This window comes from Pedobacter sp. 22226 (genome assembly GCF_052045455.1).
In the GTDB taxonomy this organism is placed as follows: Bacteria; Bacteroidota; Bacteroidia; order Sphingobacteriales; family Sphingobacteriaceae; genus Pedobacter; species Pedobacter jeongneungensis.
The window spans coordinates 657753-678589 of sequence record NZ_JBQEPB010000001.1 but is presented as its reverse complement, the minus strand read 5'-3'; the positions used below and the strand labels follow the sequence as shown (position 1 = coordinate 678589).

Annotated in this window: 12 protein-coding genes; 6 read left to right on the top strand and 6 right to left on the bottom strand. The window is 42.8% G+C overall.

Going from position 1 to position 20837, the window contains the following annotated elements:
• Positions 1–215: 215 nt before the first annotated feature.
• A complete protein-coding gene (locus ACTJKC_RS02935) occupies positions 216–3398 on the top strand; it encodes a ligand-binding sensor domain-containing protein (RefSeq protein ID WP_440790130.1) in 3183 nt (1060 codons plus the stop codon).
• Positions 3380–4174: a DNA-binding response regulator gene (locus ACTJKC_RS02930; RefSeq protein WP_344851222.1), complete on the top strand. Its 795-nt coding sequence runs from the start codon at positions 3380–3382 to the stop codon at positions 4172–4174. Before ACTJKC_RS02935 ends, ACTJKC_RS02930 begins: the two co-directional genes overlap by 19 nt.
• A gap of 344 nt (positions 4175–4518) precedes the next feature.
• On the opposite strand, the gene ACTJKC_RS02925 is transcribed toward ACTJKC_RS02930, so the two are convergent.
• Positions 4519–5874 (bottom strand): Gfo/Idh/MocA family protein, encoded by a 1356-nt coding sequence (locus tag ACTJKC_RS02925; RefSeq protein WP_440790127.1) that lies wholly within the window; start codon positions 5872–5874, stop codon positions 4519–4521.
• Between the two features lie 8 nt (positions 5875–5882).
• Entirely contained in the window at positions 5883–6620 is a 738-nt protein-coding gene (locus tag ACTJKC_RS02920) for a 3-keto-disaccharide hydrolase (protein ID WP_440790125.1), read from the bottom strand.
• A 713-nt stretch (positions 6621–7333) separates the two neighbouring features.
• Between ACTJKC_RS02920 and ACTJKC_RS02915 the strand changes: the two genes are divergently transcribed.
• Positions 7334–8866 (top strand): glycoside hydrolase family 43 protein, encoded by a 1533-nt coding sequence (locus ACTJKC_RS02915; RefSeq protein WP_440790123.1) that lies wholly within the window; start codon positions 7334–7336, stop codon positions 8864–8866.
• 83 nt (positions 8867–8949) lie between these two features.
• Here ACTJKC_RS02915 and ACTJKC_RS02910 read toward each other — a convergent pair whose 3' ends face one another.
• From ACTJKC_RS02910 to ACTJKC_RS02895, 4 genes are read right to left on the bottom strand one after another with little or no spacing between them, the layout of a single operon-like run.
• On the bottom strand, positions 8950–9951 hold the full coding sequence (locus ACTJKC_RS02910; RefSeq protein WP_440790121.1) for a DUF4973 domain-containing protein: 1002 nt from the start codon (positions 9949–9951) through the stop codon (positions 8950–8952).
• Positions 9952–9968: 17 nt separating this feature from the next.
• Positions 9969–12056 (bottom strand): RagB/SusD family nutrient uptake outer membrane protein, encoded by a 2088-nt coding sequence (locus tag ACTJKC_RS02905; protein ID WP_440790119.1) that lies wholly within the window; start codon positions 12054–12056, stop codon positions 9969–9971.
• A 3-nt stretch (positions 12057–12059) separates the two neighbouring features.
• Positions 12060–15140: a SusC/RagA family TonB-linked outer membrane protein gene (locus ACTJKC_RS02900; RefSeq protein ID WP_440790117.1), complete on the bottom strand. Its 3081-nt coding sequence runs from the start codon at positions 15138–15140 to the stop codon at positions 12060–12062.
• A 21-nt stretch (positions 15141–15161) separates the two neighbouring features.
• Positions 15162–16547, bottom strand: coding sequence for an IPT/TIG domain-containing protein (locus ACTJKC_RS02895; protein WP_440790115.1), 1386 nt, complete (start codon positions 16545–16547; stop codon positions 15162–15164).
• Positions 16548–16631: 84 nt separating this feature from the next.
• Between ACTJKC_RS02895 and ACTJKC_RS02890 the strand changes: the two genes are divergently transcribed.
• The 3 genes from ACTJKC_RS02890 (at position 16632) to ACTJKC_RS02880 (ending at position 20741) form a co-directional block, all read left to right on the top strand.
• Positions 16632–16913 (top strand): hypothetical protein, encoded by a 282-nt coding sequence (locus ACTJKC_RS02890; protein ID WP_440790113.1) that lies wholly within the window; start codon positions 16632–16634, stop codon positions 16911–16913.
• Positions 16914–17599: 686 nt separating this feature from the next.
• A complete protein-coding gene (locus ACTJKC_RS02885) occupies positions 17600–17881 on the top strand; it encodes a hypothetical protein (protein ID WP_344851231.1) in 282 nt (93 codons plus the stop codon).
• 370 nt (positions 17882–18251) lie between these two features.
• On the top strand, positions 18252–20741 hold the full coding sequence (locus tag ACTJKC_RS02880) for a TonB-dependent siderophore receptor (protein WP_440790111.1): 2490 nt from the start codon (positions 18252–18254) through the stop codon (positions 20739–20741).
• The last annotated feature ends 96 nt before the right edge of the window (positions 20742–20837 follow it).

The window sequence follows — 20837 nt, the reverse complement described above, 5'->3', positions numbered from 1 at the left end:
TTATTAATTTGGTTAAATTCAAATCAAAGTAAAGGAATGATGCCTGTAAAATCTGTTCATCTTTTTGTCGATATGTCTCAAATCATCATTCCAAAACCACACAAACAACTGATAATCAACACCTAAATACCCACCCGGCTAAAACCTGATTAAAAGGTGCCAAAACATAGATTACACAACAATGCGATTTATATATATTTGATATTAACTTGAATATGCGTTTTGTATTATTTTTCCTGTTACTGAGCCAGTTTTTTGCAGTTTATACCTGCGAAGGGCAATCTCATTATTTTAAGCAGTACCAGGCCGATGATGGTTTGGCGCATAATTCGGTAAATACGGTGATACAGGATAAAAAAGGGATGATCTGGGTGGGCACCCGTGGCGGTTTAAACCGTTTCGACGGTTATACTTTTAAAACCTTTAAAGACGAAAAAAGCAGGTTCGGAAACATTGGCAACAACATCATTGTTAGCCTAGCCGAAGATAAAAAGGGCATATTGTGGGTGGGTACAGGTCGTGGTATTTTTAAATATGATCCTGTTAAAGAGGTATTTACCCCCCTGGGACCTAACCTCAAAAAATACATCAATTCTATCATGGTAGATCATGAAAACAACCTCTTCTTTTTAGCAAACCGGGCTCTTTTTAAATATGTGCAGCAAGAAAATAAGGTAACAGACCTCAAAATAAGTGCAGCATGTATTGCCATTGATGAACATAGAAACATTCTGGTGGGGAATGATGATGGAGAACTGGTTACCTACAACCCGAAGGATGGATCTAAAACGGGTGTGAAAATAATCGGTAAAAATGTACCCGCAAACCTGCGGTCGATTAGTAAGATATTTCCAACGGGGAATGATAATATCCTGGTAGGCTGCTTTAAACGGGGTTTAAAAAGTTATAACACCAGAACCGGCCAGATTAAATCGCTGATCCTTAAAAACAGCGACAATACTGATATTTATGTACGCGACATTACTGCGGGCGAAAACCACGAGTACTGGATTGCCACAGAATCGGGCATTTATATCTACAATTTGGCCACTAATGCCAAAATAAACCTGCGTAAACGGTCTGGCGATCCTTATTCTATACCCGATAATGCGGTTTATACAGTTTGTAAAGACAATGAAGGCGGCATGTGGGCCGGTACTTATTTTGGCGGACTGAGTTATTTCTCCAAAAACAATGCGAGGTTCGAAAAATATTACCCGCTGCTGGGTACCAACTCCATTTCCGGAAACGCGGTACGGGAAATCTGCCCTGATGATAAAGGCAATTTATGGATCGGTACCGAGGATGCGGGCGTTAATAAATTCAACCCTAAAACCGGGCTATTTACCAATTATACGGCCAATGGCAAAGCCGGAAATGTATCCTACCCTAATATTCATGGCTTGCTTGCTCTGGGCAATCAATTGCTGGTTGGGCCATTTTTACACGGCATGGAAATTATGGATATCAGCAAAGGCAAAGTGACAAACCGTTTTAAAACCATTGGCGAAGAAAATGAAGAAACGAGCGATTTTGTGCTTTCCATCCATCGCGCTAAAGACAGTACCATTTATGTGGGTACGGGCTATAATATGGGTTCGGGACTGTTTGTTTTCGACCAAAAGAAAAGAACTTTTAAGCGGATTAAAGCGATTCCGGTAAACTCCTATGTTTACGATATCTGGGAAGATAGGTTTGGCAATATCTGGACAGGAAGTGTATCCCGTGGGGCATTTTACTTCAACCCCAAAACAGGGAAACACGGCAACATTACCTTTGGCGATAAGGTTAACAACAAAAGCATCCACGAATTTCCGGTATGCGGCATTATTGAAGACAGCAACAAAGCCATGTGGTTTACTACGGAAGGTGGCGGACTGATCAGGCTTAGTGCAGACAGGAAAGTGCTGAAAAAATTTACCACCGAAAACGGATTGCCGACCAATATCCTGTTTCGTGTGCTCGAAGATAACTCAAAACATTTATGGATAAGCTCACTTAAGGGGTTGATCTGTTTTGACATGCAGACCGAAAAGTTTAAAATCTACACCAAATCAAACGGATTGATTACCGATCAGTTTAATTTCAGTTCGGCATATAAAGCGCCAAACGGCAGAATGTATTTTGGATCGGTAAGGGGGATGATTTCTTTTGACCCGAAAGATTTTGAGCAGAAAGATACCGCACCACCCACTTTTATTACGGGTTTCCAGATCAATAATATGGAAGTACTTCCCAATATTAAAAACAGTCCGCTTAGCAAATCCATTTCTTATACCGATACCATTGTGCTAACCCACAATCAGAATAATTTCAGTATCGAATTTGCTGCGCTCAATTATTCTTCACCAGAGGTAACCAGGTACGAATATGTGATGAAAGGTGTAGATCAGGCCACCACCTACCTTAACAATAACAGAAAAGCTTATTTCACCGATTTATCGCCCGGCAATTACACTTTTTTGGTCAGGGCAAAAAGCAACGTAGAAAGCTGGACGGGTAAAGAGCGCCGCCTTTTTATTAAAATCCTTCCTCCCTTTTGGAAAAGCATTACAGCATATATTTGTTACCTGCTGATGATTGTAACAGGACTTTTTCTGGCAATCCGCTATTACCACCGCTACATTGAGCGCAAAAACCTTAATAAATTACAGTTATTTGAGCACGAAAAGGAAAAAGAGATTTATCAGGCCAAGATTGAGTTTTTTACCAATATTGCCCATGAAATACAGACGCCACTTACGCTCATTTTAGGTCCGGTGGAAATGATGCTCGAAGAAGCACCGGAACAGCCACTGAAAAGCAGCTTGCTCATGGTAGAAAAGAATGCGAACCGCCTGGCCAAACTCACCAATCAGCTGCTTGATTTCCGGAAGACGGAGATGCACCAGTTTGGTTTAAATTTCGTGAATACAGATATCAACAATCTTTTAAAAGAACAGGTGGATGCTTTTAAACAGGAAGCCCTGAAAAGTAATATCGCGCTTGATCTGGAACTGCCCAAAACCCATGTTATTGCCTTTGCCGATCGGGAAGCGCTGATTAAGATTTGCAACAACTTAATTTCTAATGCCATAAAATACGGAACAAGCCGGGTAACCGTGCGCCTCAGCACTGCTGAAGAAACCGACAGCCGGTTTACGGTTACTTTTACCAATGATGGAAAAGGGATCCCCCAGCAATACCGTTCGCAGATTTTCGAACCTTTTTTCAGGTTATATGGCAAAGATAAACCGGGTACGGGCATCGGGCTTTCGCTGGCAAAATCGTTGGCAGAACTGCATAATGGTTCATTAAGCTTATTGGAAAGCGATACGGACAAAGTGGTTTTTGAGTTAATTTTACCTATACATCAAAAGTTTGAATTTAAACTGAGCAGTTGGAAAAAGATAAAATAAATATGACGGAAAGTATTTTAATTATTGACGACAATGAAGATATCCTGGAGTTTTTAACGCAGGTATTTGGTAACACCTACAAATTGTATCTGGCAATTAACGGAGGGGTTGCTCAGGAAATTTTAGGCAATGAAATCGTAGACCTGATTATTTCGGATATTATGATGCCCGGCATTGATGGTTTTGAACTTTGCAGGCTCATTAAATCGAACGTAGAATATTGCCACATTCCCATTATTTTATTAACTTCTAAAAACACCTATAAAGCACATATTGAAGGCCTTGAAGTGGGTGCAGATCTGTACATTAAAAAACCATTTTCGCCGCAGTTATTACGTGTTCAGGTGGCTAACCTGCTCCAGAACCGCTTAAAAATAAAGGCTCATTTTGCAAGTTCTCCCTTTGAGGATGTGCGTGTAGTGGCCAACTCTAAAATTGAAGAGGCGTTTTTAAAAAGGCTGGATGAATATGTACGTAAAAATATTCAGGACCCCTATCTTGATATCGACCAGCTGGCAGAACATATGCACATGAGTCGCCCGACACTTTACCGCAAGATAAAAGCGATTTCTGCCCTATCACCAAAAGAACTTATTGATGTAACCCGGTTAAAAAAAGCTACCAGGCTGATTGCCCAAAATGAGTTTACGTTTTTCGAGATCGCAAAAATGGTGGGTTACAGTTCTCAGAGTTTATTTAATAAAAATTTTCTGAGGTATTTTAAAGTATCACCACAGGAATATATGAATTCGCTGAGTAAGGATACCAACCGGTGATACATGCTTATTATGCATAAGGTCTGTGAGGACCCAGACCTTGGAAAGATAGTCATCATTGCGGGGAGCCTTTTTCAGCCGACAGCCTGCCAAGGTATTCGGGCAAGCAATCTTCCAACAATCGCTACCAGCATTTGCTTAGTATTGAACCCCTAAAATTCGTTGCAAGCTGTACCCCTCACTTTACGATATCTTTTAAAGCGATTGAACTTATATGCCCCAAATGCCTCATATGGTAAAAAAATAAACTAATGAATTTATGCGAAAGGTCTGTGAGGACACAGACCTTGGAAGGAAAGTCGTCATGTGCAGACACAGACCTTTGCACTTTGTTGTTTAATGCGCTAATATTTAAATACTTTTCCTTCTGCCATCACTTCTTGCCGTGTAACATCAAAGGTTGCTTTTCCGCCGGTGCGCACTGCGGCGTTGGTCATAATGTTTGCAATAGAGTGCTGGTACCCTGCTTCTACAGGGGCGTTAGGTTCTTTTCTGCTGCGGATACATTCCATCCAGTTGCGCATATGGTTAGAGCTTAATATGTCGGCACCCGTATTAGCCGATGCTGCAGCAGCAGATGGCGCAGCAAGTTTAATTTCGGGCAAAAGGTTTGGCTTCATTTTCATGGCTGCCGCTGCCCTTTCCGTTAAACCGCCATGCGGAGAGATGGTATTGGTAATCAGGTTCAGTTCCCCTCCGTTCGAATAATAAATCTCTGCAGGTTTTTCATCACCATTGTGCATCCTCGAGGTAAATACTACCTGAAAGCCTTTCGTAAGGTCGTCTAATGGCCCGTAATCAAAAACAGCTGTGGTGGTGTCCCAGTTCCTGCGACCATCTTTCCACTGATAAATACCACCATTGGCGGTTACGCTGCGTGGGTGCGATAAACCGGTAAACCAGTGCACGGTATCAATCTGGTGGCTCATCCATTGCCCGGGCATACCCGAAGAATAGGGCCAGAAAAGGCGGTATTCCAGGTAAATCCTCGGATCAAAAGCTTCATACGGGCGGTTGAGTAAAAAGCGTTTCCAGTCGGTATCTTCTTCTTTTAGTTTGGCCACCAGATCAGGACGGCGCCAGCGGCCGGGCTGGTTTACATTCCAGCTTAACTCCACCATCGTAATATCTCCAAATTTACCCTCTTTAATAAAATCGGCAGCGGCTTTATAATTTTGTCCACTGCGGCGCTGTGAGCCGATCTGCAGAATCTGTTTAGAAGACCTTACCGCTTTTAATGCAGCGCGGGCATCTTCCATGGTTTCGGCGAAAGGTTTTTCGCAATACACATCTTTTTTATTTTTAACCGCTTCTATGGCATGCGAGGCATGCGCAAAATCCGGCGTACTGATGATTACTGCATCAAGATCTTTCAGGGCGTAAAGCTCATCATTGTTTTTACAGGAGGTTATGCCATGGCCAATTTTGTTCTTAATATGCTCAGCACCTAAATTGCGCCGGTAATTCCAAAGGTCGGAAAGGGCAACAATATCAAAATTCAGTTCCTTATTGTGGTTTAGAAAGCATGGAAAAAGTGTATCCTTAAAACGGTCTGAAAATCCCACTACCCCAACCCTAACCCGGTCGTTGGCACCGATAATATTTGCATAACTTTTTGCCGACATCCCAAAAGTACCCACATAAGTACCCGCAGCAGCAATTGCTGCCTTTTTTATAAAATCTCTTCTCGATTCTTCCATGATGCAGGTTATTTAAGTGTTTTTATTTTAAGGTTCCGGTACGAAACACTATTACCATGATCCTGTATCAGGATATGGCCTTTTTTAGCTTCACCAAAATTTTTCCAGGTTTTATATTTACTTCCGGCCACCAGTTTTCTAAAATCTTCCGATCCACGCTCATACTCCACCACTTTTACGCCATTTAACCAGTGCTCTACATGGTTATTGGGATAAACACGTACTTCGCCACTGTTCCATTCGCCAATTGGTTTAATTACCGAAGCGGGTTTATTTGAAGGAATCAGATCGTACAAAGAGGCCAGTTTACGATTACCGTTTTTGCCCAGTTTGGCATCAGGGTGTTTTTCATCATCCAATACCTGAAATTCGAGGCCAATGCCCGATAGGTTGGTTTTTTCTTCTTCGGTTACAAAGTATTTAATACCGCTGTTGGCACCTGGAGTAAGTTTAAAATCGAACTTTAAAATAAAGGCCGAAAATTCATCCCGGGTCACAATATCGCCGCCAGAACCCTGCTCCTGTCCGTTCGATGCCAGTACCGTTAAAATCCCGTCTTTCATTTCCCAGCCTTTGGCCGGAAACTGCTCTTTAAATATGGCACGCCAGCCGGTAGCATCCTTGCCATTCCAAAGCAGTTTAAAGCCTTCCTTTTTTTCGTTTTTGCTGAGTGTATTTTGAGCGTAAGTTAGGTTTACGGCAAAAAGGCCTAATAATAGCATGTAAATTAACCTGTGGTTTTTCATTGAATTTAATTTGTAATTGTTTATGTGTTTAAAGATTTAGTTTTAAGGATGCATCAGGTGCTTAAGCCATATAGTGAAAATCGGATTTGATAAATATCTCCATGCTGATGGGCCATAGCATTTGCATTTGATCTGCTTAACAAGTTTATAATTGGTTGTTATGCCAAAGTAAGCCAATGGACTTTGTAAAATATGTTCAATTTATTGTTGATTCGTCTCATTTTACCCGATCAAAAAGCAGATAAGCAGCCGAATATCCGGTTTGAAAAATGGTATTATAAAGATAGCAGCGGATGCAGAAACAAGAAAACAACACCTTAAAAATCAATAATTTATACTAAACCAAATCCCTTATATGGAAGCTAAAAGTGAACAGATTATGCCGCCGTAAAGCGTGATAAATCATGCCTTTTAATGTAGTCGCTCTACTTGAGCAACCCTTCCTCCCTATATATAATTGTTTATTTTCGGACAAATAACCAAATAGCAAAAAGACAATTTATACCTTGAAATACATGATCAATTTTCGATTATCTGCATTTTTTAACCAATCTTTAAATGGCGTTAGGCTTATAAAAAATCATAAAGATTCTGCCGCACAAAAGCCCTTAACAGCACCTGAAAAACCTTCAAACATTTGCTTATTTGCATTGCTGATCTGCTTTTGCCTTTTTTCCTGCGGGTTAAAAAAAACGCAGTCTGTAAATTCCAATGTGGAAAATATTGCCCCTTTATTGGTAAACCCTGCCTTGCCCGGCGATAATCCGGATCCCTCCATTATCAGGGTAGGCAAGGTATATTATGCCACTTCTACCACAAACGAATGGGCACCTTATTTTACCATTTATAAATCAACAGACCTTAAAAACTGGAAACTCATCAATCATGTTTTCCCGGATGGGTTTGAGGATATGAAAAACCAGTGGGGCGAGAATAATTTTTGGGCATCAGAACTGGTTTACGATCAAAAACAGAACCGGATTTATGCCTATTATACGGCGCATAACCGGGAAACAAAAGGTAATCCGGGTTTGCAGTGCGGCACGGCCTGGATTGATGCAGATAAAATTGAAAGCGGTAAATTTACCGACAATGGCCCTGTAATTATCGAAGATGAATGCGGAGCGATAGATGCGTTTGAATTGCAGCAAAACGGCAAAATTTATGCTTTCTGGAAAAACGACGGCAATGGCTGTGGTAAAGAAAGCTGGATCTGGAAACAGGAAATTAACGATAGCCGTACTAAATTGCTCGGGCAAAAAAGTAAGGTATTTACCAATAGTCAGCCGTGGGAAACGGGACTCGTAGAAGGAGCCTGTTTTTTTACTTTAGGCGAATATGTGTACAGCCTTTACTCGGTTGGGGGTTGCTGCGATGCCAGGTGCAATTACAAAACCGGAATTGCGAGAACAAAAAACCTGGACAGCGGCGTATGGGAAAAATACGGCAACAACCCGATTATGGTGAGCAATGATAAGTGGAACTGCCCGGGCCATGGTACGGTGGTAAAAACTGCCGGTGAGAGGATGTTTATGCTTTACCATGCTTTTAATAAAAACTATGATGTTTTTGTAGGCCGTGAAGGTATTATTGAGGAATTGATTGTGGGCGCTGATGGCTGGCCGGTACTGCACAATGCAACCCTCCCTAACCGGCCAAAAGCCGACCTTAACTTTACCGATAATTTTGAGCAGGATCAAAAACCGGATCTTGCCTGGCAATGGCCATCTAAATCGCAAAGGCCATTAATGGTTTTCGATCGGGGCTTAAAACTGTCCGCATCTGATGAAAATCATGAACTTGGCACTTTTTTAGGTCAGTACATAAAAACCGTAAATTTTAGCATCAGTGCAACAGTAAATCCTGGTACAGCTAAAACAGGCATCTGCCTTGGGGGTGCCATTTTTAAAAGTAAGTGGCCTGGTGAGCTTGGCGGTATAGGCATTACGGCTTCGAAAAATGGTTTAACTGTTTTTGATAATTTCGAAGGCACCTATAAGGTTCATAAAACATCTGCTGAAAGTTTATCGGCACCGGTACAGCTGAAAATGCTGATCAGCGACAATGGCAAACAGATTGAATTTTTTTATAAAAAACAGGGGGCAGAATGGCTCAGTTTTTATCGCACAGATTTTTTAGCAGCTAAATATGTGCCCTGGGGAATGGGATATAGGGCTGGCATCGTGGTAAAGGGAGATCCCTCAGAAACAGGAAGTTTTAGCAGTTTTAAATTGATAAATAACTAAATAATGGTCGGTGGGATAGCAACAGTTAATCTAAGCTTAATAAAATAGTGACCATCGCAATAACTACGATGGTCATCATTCATTTACCACTGAATCTGCTGATCTTCATCCGGTATCAGCGTATTCAGATCGCGCTGCATGGACAATGTGCCTTCAACTTTATATTTTAGTCTTTGCCCGGGTACGGTGGTATAATCTTCGAACTCGTACGAGAGGTAAAGGGTGGTGTAAACATGTTTTAAATAAGGAAGTTTCGGATCCATGGCCTCATCCCTGGTGTAATAGGATTGCGTTGTACCCACTTTAAATTTGTTATTAGCCGTATTATCGCTCCAGATTTCCAGCTTTTTCTTCTGCACGTCAATTTTCTCGTCGGTAAATTTTATAAACACCTTATAGTTCTTGCGGTCCAGGTAATCGATGTCCCTGATGCCCGCATAAAGAAAAATGGTTTTGTCATCCACCACAAAAGTTCTGTGGGTATTTAAGGTTAACGGTTCGGTATCCCCTTCTAAAAATATCTTATAAAGGGTACCGCCGTATTCGCCAGAGTAATCGTTAAACGGAGTAATGCGCAGCATGGTGCGGCGGTAATATTTGTTTGGATTCGCCTGGTAATCATAAGATGGATCGCTTAAAATCTGCAGGGGCAATACCCATTTATCCGCCTGGTCCAGGTCGCCAAGGGTAAAATCAACCGGTATAGTAACCGTACTCACACCCGCAGGAGCCTCTATACTTGTGGGCATGGTATAATACTTTTTATCCAGCTGCCTGAAATACAGTTCCTGCCTGTGCCCATATTGTTCCTGGTTTAATTTTGCCAGGGTATCAGGATCTAAACCGATGTGGATGGTGCGGTTTTTAACATTCGGGGTAGAACCGCTGATGATAACCGGCAGGTTAAACCGTAATTTCCCCTGGGCATTATAACGGATGTAACACCAGGTTACACCCTGCGCTGTCGGGTTTGATTTAAATGATGCCATCTGGACAAACTGTTCTTTTTTCCATTCATCATTACAGGATACAAAGCATATTGCTGTTGTAACCACTAAAAATAGCAGATATATACGTTTTTTCATTGTTGTAAATGTTAATCTTATTCAGGATTTGTCCAGCCAGGATTTTGGGTGAGGTATTTGTTGCGCTTTAATTCGTCATAGTGTATGGGCCAGAACCACATTTTAAGGGTAAAAATAGAAGGCAAGGAAGGTGTTTCTACCACGGTATGAAAAAGATCGGCCTGTGCTTTGGTAGCATAGGCATTATATCCATAAACCGGAGCCGATTCTTCCGAGGGCGCATCCGTCCAGCGGCGCAGATCAAAATAACGCTGTCCCTCTGCAAAAAGCTCAATCTGCCTTTCTCTTTTTAATTTTATGCGGAACCTGTTTGGATCAGCATATACATCGCCCGGATAATCGGCCAGTCCCGCACGGATGCGGATGGGCTGGATCCCCCTTTTCATTTCCGGAATATTGCGTGATATGGCATGTGTCCTGCTCCCATCCCACGATGGAATATTGTAAGAACCATTCAGTTCGTTTAAGGCCTCTGCATAAATGAGCAATACTTCAGCATAGCGGATGGCAGGATCTACTTTTTGTTTCATCCGGGTTTGATCGTATGCCGTAACGGCCACATTGCTAATATCATCCGGGTGCACATATTTTTTTATGCCTACCCCTGTACGTGGCCAGTAAGAGGTATTTTTATAGCCATTCGGGTCGCCACGGTAATAAAATATCTGCACATTGCTTTTTTCATCCCTTACCGTTTCGGCATTCAATAAATTCCAGGTAGAGCCGTTGTACGAAACTGAAGCATAAAACCGGGGTTCGCGGCGTGCAAACTGTTTATTTACCCCCACGCCCATCGGTCCCAGTTCCGGATAGCCGGCCAATTCTTCCTGTTTTACATAGCCTGTTGCCCGGGGCGCCGAATTGAAACGGCCTTCGTAACCCTGCCTCCCGGCATACATGCTGTTCATACCGGGTGCATCGCTCCCGTTGTTCATGTAATAGGCATCTACCTGTTTCTGGGTCATCCCGTGCGAGTTATATCCTTTACCTTCGAGCCGCGGCAGCTGATGCAATACCAATACATTAATCCCTTCCCCGCCCTGGTTTTGGCCATGGGTAAAAATCAGTTCCGGATTCTGGTAAGCCGGTACCGTACCGTTAAACAAAGCCCGGTAAGATTCGAACGGATCAATATCACTCCAGCCGGAAGGCCAGGCACTGTTAGAAAAATTACTGTCGAAAGGCGGGGTTACCGTGGCCGGATAAGCGGCGTCGCCGGTTGCTTTTTTATAGGCCACATACAAGCGGTACTGCCCCAAATCCATTACATCTTTTGCTGCCGCAGCTGCCCGTGCCCATTTCGATTCATCGTAAGTACGCGAAAGTAAGGGCTTTCCGTCTTTGGTTACCAGAGCTGCAGCAACATCTGCAGGTGCTTTTCCGTTAGCCAGCGGACTTGCTGCATATAACAAAATCCTGGCCCGTAATGCCAATGCTGCACCCCGTGTTGGCCTTGCAATCTGTTGTATGCCCTGTTGGGTAGATAAACCTTTGGCCGCTTCTGCAAGCTCGTTGGCAAGATAAACGGCACATTCTTCATACGAACTGCGCGGCTGGGCAATGTCGTCATATTCTTTGGTATAATCTATCCCCTCGTTGGGCACAATAGGTACAGGACCATAGGTGCGCAACAATATCCAATAAAAATATGCCCTTAAAAAGCGGGCCTGTCCTTTTAAATCAGCAATTTCTTTCGCGGTAAATTTGGTATTGATATCGATGTTATTGATAAAAACAGAAGCCTGCCTGATCCCCTTGTAAGCCGTATTCCAGATTTCTTTGCTTTCGCCATTCAGGCCATTTTCGGTGTACTGCCCGTTTTTCCATCTTTTGTATCCGTCACTTTCGTCACCATAATACATATCATCTGCAAAATTAAAGGGCACCGATTTTTTGCTGCTCACCTCCTGCATGTAATTGCTGCCTAAAAAAGAGTAGGCCTGTGCCAGCCACCTGTTTGCATAATCGGGATTGGTAAAAACCTCTTCTGTGGTTAACCTCTCATCAAAAAGATAATCGGAATCGAGAAATTTCTTACACCCATTGATGATTATAATTGTGCTTAAGAAGCCTAAAACCACCATTGTTTTTTTCAAATTCTTCATTATTTATAAATTAACTGATACGCCTAATGATAATGTTTTGCTAAGCGGATATACCTTGCCTGTTGAGCTTCCCAACTCCGGATCCCACAGTTTAAACTTACTGAAAGTAAGCAGGTTGGTACCGATTAAAAAGAAACGGACATTGTTTAAATGCGCCCTGTTTACCAGGCTTTTGGGTAAAGAATAACCGATATCCAAAGTTTTTAAACGCAGGTAAGAGCCATCCCTGAGCCAAAAGGTTGATGCCCTGTAGTTATTGTCATTCGGGCCATAGGTTAAACGTGGGTAATCAGCATCAGGGTCTTCATTCACACCCAGCGTCCAGCGGTTACTGTTGGCAATATCAGTTAAGATATTTCCCCAGTTCTGCCCCAAACTGAACATGTAAACCGAAGAGCCGTTGATGAAATAGGTTGATTTGCCTACACCCTGAAAATGCACGTTAATATCAAGGCCTTTCCAGCTTGCAGACATCCCGAAACCATAAGTAAAATTTGGACGGGTGGTAGCACCAATGGCCACAATGTCGTTATCATCAATAACCCCATCTCCGTTAATATCTTTGTATTTGATATCGCCCGGCATTACCGCACCAAAACTTTGCCTCGGACTGTTCCGGATATCATCATAATCTTTAAACAGGCCTAAATCAATCAGTCCCCTGGCCTGGTCTACCCGGTGCCCTTCCTGCAGTTTATAGTTATAAATGGTATTTTCTTCATCGCGTTCTATAATTTCATTTTTGCTATAGGTGGCATTGCCCCGAAGGGTAAAATCGACATTATTGATTTTCTGTTTTAAGGTAAAACTCCCGTCAAAACCATGCGCTTTTACCTCACCCACATTGGCTGAAGGATTGTTTTCGAGGCCCACAAATCCGGGCAGAAAATTCCGGCTCATGTAAATGCCTTCCCGCCTTTCTTTAAAGTAATCTACTGAACCGCTGATTTTATCGTGAAATAAGGAATAATCGATCCCTAAATCCTGTTTGGTGGCTACCTCCCAGGTTACGTTTGGCGAGGCTACCGAAGAATAACGGATCCCTGTCCATGGGTTTGACGAATCGAAATCCCCGAAATTATAACCGCCTGCCGCCATCTGTTCTAAACTGTAGAGGTAAGGAAACCTGATGTTGCCTAAATTATCGTTACCGGTTTTTCCATAAGAATAGCGCACTTTAAACATATCTACCCAGCCCAGTTTTTTCACCAGCGGTTCTTCGCCCACATTCCATGCACCCGAAATGGCCGGAAAAAAGCCGAAACGATAATCTTTATGGAAATTCTCTGAACCGGTGTAGCCGAAATTAAAATCGACATAGTAGCGTGAGTTCCAGTTGTAATTAACACGCCCGGCCAGTCCCTGGTTGCGGCGGGCAATTCCGTTTTTTAGATCGGTGCCAATGTTCTGCGTAAAAACTTTTGAAGCTTGGCTGTATTTAATCACCGCGCCGAAATTATGTGCGGCAATACTGCGGTTATAATGGGTTTCCCATTCGAAAAACTCATTTTTATTACCGTCCGAACCAGATGATTGCGTCATTTTTTGTTCTTCCTTTATGCGTTTAAATACCAGTTCGCCCGCGGTGTTGCGGTATCGGTTGGCACTCCATAATTCCGGAAATTTATAACGCCTGATGTAATTGTTGTTATAGGTATCGTAACCAAAACGGCCTACAAACCGAAGTCCCCGCGTAATAAAATCCAGGCCCTGGTTCAGGTTTAATGTGGTTTGGATATTGTTGCTCCAGCTTTCGTTATAACCCGTCATAGTGCCCTGCACCCATGGATTGAAACGGTCCATATCATTATCCGGATTAGTGTCCCCATCATCACTCGCCGGGATTTTTCCATCCGAATACCTTAACGGTGAAGTAATGGCATTATAGCCCATCAGGGCAGTCCAGATGGCATCACTGCCTACGCCGGGATCATTTTGTTTACGCAACGAGCCCGATACCCCAACGGTTAACAGGGTAGATTTGGTAATATCCATATCCACACTTAAACGGTAGGTATATTTATTAAAACTGGCATTGGTATTATAATCTTTTAGGGCATCATCTACTTTGTACATGCCCTGCTGGTTCTGATAACTGCCTGACAGATAATAGCGGGCCGTTTTTCCGCCCCCGCTCAGGTTAAGCATGCTGCGCTGGCTTTTTGCTGCATCGCGCAACACTACATCCATCCAGTTTACATTGGGAAACAGATCCGGATCAAGCCCGAGGCGCAGTATTTCAAGCTCAGGGCGGGAGAAAAGCGGTTCCTGGTTGCGGACAATCTTTGCCTCATTGGCCATAGAGGAATAGGTATAGCCGTCTACAAATTGCGGCAATTTGGTAAGCGTGTTGTAAAACCCTTCTACCTTGGCGTTAATATTTACTTTTCCTTCTTTACCTCTTTTGGTTTTGATCAGGATTACGCCGTTGGCTCCCCTGCTGCCGTACATGGCAGTTGCAGAAGCATCTTTTAATACCGAAAAGGATTCTACATCTTCTACATTGATTTCGTTCATATCGCGTTCAAAACCATCAATCAGTACCAAAGCTGCATTACTGGCACCAAAAGTAGAAATACTGCGCACCCAGAATTCGGAAATACTGCCGGGCCGGCCCGAGGTTTGCATGGCCTGTATGCCCGGCACCACGCCGGCAAGGGCATCGGCCATGGAGGTAGATGGATTGGATTTAAGCTGATCAACATTTACCGTGGTGATGGCCCCTGTAATGGCTATCTTTTTTTCGGCGCCGGTGGCAGTTACCACCACCTCATTAAGTACGCTGGCATCCGATTCTTTTAAGGTTACATTAACCACGCGTTGCTCTTTTACCAAAATTTCTTTCTTTTCGTAACCCACATAAGAAAATACAAGGGTTTGGTAGGCGGGCATTTTTATACTGTACCTACCTTCTCCATCGGTAATGGCGCCCAAACCCGGCAAATTGCTCACCGAGATGCTTACCCCTGGTATGGGCAGCTTTTTGTCATCGGTTACCGTCCCTTTAACAGTTACCTCCTGTGCCCGGGTGATAAAGGAAATTCCAAGCAGCATGAGGCAGGTTAGTAAAATAAATCTCATCATTATATTTTGCGTGTTTATAAATTATTCTTCTTTAGCTATTTTGCGGATCAGCCAGTTGCCGGTATCGCCAACGTAAAAACATTTCCGGGTTTCATCATAGGTAATGGCCTGTGGATTATTGAAACGGGCTTCGGTACGTAAATCACCATCGGCGTAACCGCTTGTACCATTATTGCCCCGCCCGGCAAAGGTGCTTACCCTGCCCTGCGGCGTTAATGTGCGGATGGCATGGTTGGCCTTATCGCAGAAATAAAAATCGTACTGGTCTCCTCCCGCAGCTTCATAATCGGGGTTTTTAACAAAAACGCCTTGTACCGGGCTATTTAACCTGGCATTGGTACCAATGCCATCGGCATAACCTGCCGTACCCGCAGCCCCGCAAATGGTATAAGGCGTTTTAAAGGTTTTTGTGGCACGGTCATAATCGGTGCGCATAATAAAATGCTTTTCATATTCAACCAGGTAGGCATAATCGCCCGAAGGGTGCATCACCATGTAAACGGCAACAGCGCTGTAAGGGTTAGAAAATACCAGTTTATCTTCTTTGTTATTAAAATCGTACCTGCGGATATCGCCTGCCCGGTACCTTGAATAATACAGTTCGCCGTTTTGCGGGTGCACCATGGTGCCGTTTACTCCACGGGCATAAACTTCTATCGCTTTCTTTTGCAGAAAGTTAGATTCACGGGTAAAAATGTAATTGCCGTTTTTGGTATCGCTGGAGTGGTTGTGCGACACAATCATATCCTGGTTGCCGTCAATCCTCCAGTTAATTATGGAAACCCTGTCCAGGTCTGTCCTGAAATAACTCACATATTTTTTTTCGAAATCGATTAACCGGCAACTGTTCACATCTGCTGAAAAATAAAGATGGTTTGGATTTTTCGGATCGAGGGTAAGCCAGGTGATCCCTTTAAAGGCACCACAATCATTAAACGGACCTTCTTTTTCTTCGAAGTTGGAAGCCACCTGGTAATATTTTCCTAAAAAAGTAGACACGAGCAGTTTCCGCGTATAAGAAAAAGCCTCTTTTGATATGGCCTGGGCAAGTTGCTGGTTGTTGCCATCAACTATGATGATTTTAATATCGCCATCATAAGCTTCTTCCGGAATAATGCAATAAAGGCTATTGTTTTTTACGCCGATCACTTTCGCTGCTTTGCTGCCAATGGTGACTTTTATTTTAGAAATATCATTCCCGAAGTTATCGCCATAAATAATCAGGTTATTGCCTACTCCGCCTTGTTTGGGGTAAAAATCAGTGATCAACACTTCTTTAGAGGGATCGTAAGCATCCTCTTGCTGCAATTTTTCCTGTTTACACTGTGTTAAAGAAAGTGCAATCAGCGCAAGCAATATCCGGTGGATGTGCCGGCGTATGGTTTTAACATTGTTTTTTGTTTTCATATACACATATGTTTTTCCCCCGGCCCTGGCCGGGATTACATGATTTTAAATTGTTAACCACTGGTTATACGGTATTAACCGACAATGATATTCCTGAAAAACAGGGATTTAACAGGCCGTTATAGGTATTACAGGAAGCAAGGCAAGACAATATTTTTAAATTTTTGGGCAAAACAATTCCCTTTCGGCTTTGTAAATGCAATGCCGGTTGCCGGTATTGGCCAAACCATACCCTATTGCCTTAAAATGATTGCTAACCTTAACCCGGAATACCCAAAAGCACTAAAACGTTTTTACAATAAACACTATTTGCTGAAAATCAAAGCATTAATCACCTGTTACATTGCTGTAAAAAGCTTTACTTGATGTTGCACCGGAATTAGCGGTGATTTCAGGAAAATATTGGTAAACCTAACGCCCCCCGTTTTTATTCTTTAGGGATTAATAGGGTTCTGATACGGTTGGTGGTACAAGGAAGGTATTCAGAACAGATAAGTAATTATTGAGCATCATATAAATTTAGTTTTAATTTCCCTGGTTAGTTGATTTTTTAATACGGTACTGATGATCAGCTGTCTGAAATAAATATTTGTTTTCTCATAATAAAATTTGGCACTGCAAAAAGCATGGTGTTGCCTGTTGAAGAAATTGCAGTAAGGTTTGTTATTTGGTTAATTGAAATCAAAGTAAAGGAATACTGATTTTATTATCTGTTCAATATTTTGTCGATTTGTATCAACTTTACGCCCAGTATGATGACAATACGCCGCTTTAAATGCAGATGGTATGTAAAACAGCCCTTAGAAAATCTTTTTCCTTTAGAACCTGAAATACATAATTATGCTGAGCAACCCGGGACTACCGGACAAACTGTTTTCTTATAAAAAGCTTTCAAAACCGGCATTTCCGGCTTAGACGGGAGATCAACCTTGCACCTTAACACTCCGCTTCATTCCTTACCAGTGAATATTTCCTCGCAAAACCTGCCTTTTTTTAAAAATACTTGAGGAAAATAAAAAACTATTTCGGCGGTCATTTCGTTGATTGATTATATGAGCACTTACACTATTCAAGAACAATTTAACCAGTACCTAGACCTGTTAAATAAGATACACAACCTTGGCCACGATATTGACGCTGCGATTAATGAAGTAGAAATATTGGATATGGAAGCTAAAAGAACAGGATATAAACAACGGCTAAATATGGTTACAAAAAGCCTGATATCATCCCTGAAAAACATGAATGGCAAATATCCCATACATAATTATCTTGGCAATCAGACAACCTATCTATTTATTGAAAACGATAAACTGGCCTTCGAATATCATTAGCATTCTGGCTAATCACATGTATGTACACCGCGGAAACAACGTTAACTTTTCCCTATCCTAAATAATTTTGGCTGCTGCTACAATGGATAAATGTGTTGATCAAAAAATCATGAACAGTCCTTTTCGCTTGATCTTGAGTGTCCGTTCATAGGCATGCAGAGCCCGGAGGGCTTGTGGCCAAAAAAATGAGCGATCCTTAAATCTCCATCACTTGTAATCCAATTCAGGAATAAGATTCCGTAGCATCGGCGCATCTATTTGGATTTATTCTTAATAAACTTAACTTTGCAAAAAAATGCCACACGGATCCGACCCCGCGTGGCGATATGGGCGTTAAGCCCTGACACCTTTAACATCAAATTAAAAGTAAATGCAATTTAAGAAAATTTTACGTTTAAGTGTGTGCTGCACCGGAATATTTGCAGCCCATGCCAGCTCTGCTAATGATCTGACAGGAAACTATATAAATCCTACAGATAGCCTTGTCCAAAGCCGGAATGACGAACAAACCGGGCTAGTAAGAGGCAGGATTACCACTGCTGATGGTAGTGTAGCTGCTAATGTAACTGTAGTGCTGAAAGGCACCCGCTTTGGCTCGGTTACCGACGAGGATGGATTATACCAAATCCGCCGGGTTCCGGTTGGCGATTATACGCTTGTAGTTTCGGCAGTTGGCCTTTATCCAAAGGAAAAACAGATACATGTTTCATTCCGTGGTACTGTAATTGCTGACTTTTCTCTAAAAGAAAATCGTTCAGAGTTAGACGAGGTACAGATAAGCACGAATAAGAAAAAATATAAAGTGGATAAAGTGTCTTCTTCGTTACGCTTACAATCTCCCCTGATCGAAGTACCGCAGAACATACAGGTGGTAACCAGTAAGGTACTGGCTGATCAACAGGTGTTTGATATTGTTGACGGGGTAACCAGGAATGTGAGCGGAACGGTACGCGTAGGCCATTGGGACGCACAATATGCCAATATTTTTATGCGCGGCACGAGTATCCCCGCCTTCCGCAACGGCATGAACCAAAAAATGCCATGGGGACCACTAGCCGACGATGCGGCAACTATTGATCGTATTGAGTTTGTAAAAGGTCCTTCGGGCTTTATGATGGCCAACGGTGAACCCGGCGGTATTTATAACGTGGTAACCAAGAAGCCTACGGGGCAGAACAACAGTTCGGTAAGTGTAGCCGCCGGAGGTTATAACCTGGGTCGCGCCGCTGTTGACTTAGATGGTAAATTAAGTCGCGACGGCAAATTGTTGTTTCGCCTCAATGTAGCTGCACAAACTAAAGACAGCTATAACAAATACAATTACACGGATAAATACGTTATTGCTCCAGTAATTAGCTACCAGGTAGACAGCAATACATTAATCACCGCCGAATATACTACCCAGCATGTAGAGGCGCAGGCACTGGGCTCTTATGGCTTCTCACCAAAAGGCTTCGGAGATACAGATCCCAGTTTCTTTCTGGGCGATCCGGCACTTGATCCGGCAAAGCTGTATGACCACAACGCCACGCTTTATGTGAGCCACCGTTTAAATAACAACTGGAAGATTAATGCCCAGGCTGCTTATCTCCGTTATGGTTTAGATGGGGGTACACCGTGGCCTTCAACCATTGCACCAAATGGCGATATGAAACGTTACCTCAATATCAGTGAGGAATTGGCCATTAACAAAAACATACAGGTTAGCCTGATGGGCGATGTTGCTACAGGATCGGTTGTACACCGTATTTTAGGTGGACTTGATATGGGTAACCTGAAAACATGGGGTGATTTTTCGAGCGTGCAACAGCCTGACCTTAAGCTGGCAAACAATGCTGTATTTAATATCTACAATCCGGTTTATGGTATTCCTTTTGCCAATATTCCTGTCTTCGACCGGTCGCGAAGCATTCAGAACCGTTCAGGATCAAATGTATATGCCACCAACCTGACTTATACCGGCGCTTACCTGCAGGATGAACTTCGCATGCTGGATGGACGTGTGCGTTTAACTTTAGCCGGTCGTTTCACACATGCGGTAACGGTGGGCAAAACCAATCTTACACAAATATCTGACAATGTTTTCAGTCCGAGGGCTGGTTTGAGTGTAACCCTGGCGAAAGACTTCAGCGCCTATACACTTTACGATCAGAGCTTCCTTCCTGTTGCGGGTCAGGACTATGCAGGAGAACCTTTCAAGCCGATCCGCGGAAATAACATCGAGCTGGGTTTGAAAAAGGATTTCTTTGACGGAAGATGGAACCTGACGGCTGCCGCTTTCCGCATCAAGAAGAAAAATGTATTAACCGCCGACCTGGATCCGGCTCACCTGGCTGCAAATCCAAATGCCCAGATCCAGTTGGGTGGGGTTATATCAAAAGGCATTGAACTGGATATAAACGGTGAAATTACACGTGGATTGAACCTGGTCTTAAATTATGCGCTTACGGATGCTACAGTAAGTGAGGATGCCAAACCAGAATTGGTAGGCAGGCACACCCCTAACTCTGCTAAGCACATTACCAATGGCTGGTTATCTTACCGCTACCAGAAACAAGGCGCCTTATTTAACGGTTTTGGATTGAGTGCGGGTTACCAGATTCAGCTGGACCGTTATGCGGGATCAACTTCCGTTCCATTGATGTTACCTTCATACTACCGTTTTGACGCAGGCGTTTCTTATGAAAAAGGTAAAATAACCGTCGCAGCGGTAGTTAATAACCTATTGGACCGCAGGTTGCTGACGCAGGGATCATATACCAAGCTGGCAACTGAAACTGCAACGTCTGTTTCGTACTATACTTATATCTATGAGGTTCCGCGCAATGCACGATTGAGCATTACCTACAGGTTTAAATAAACATATCTGATCAGTAAAACAGGTACAATGACGAAGAATTAAAATCCAGGCCGTGATAAAAGTTTAAAGATGAAATGGGAAATGAGATGCATCTTT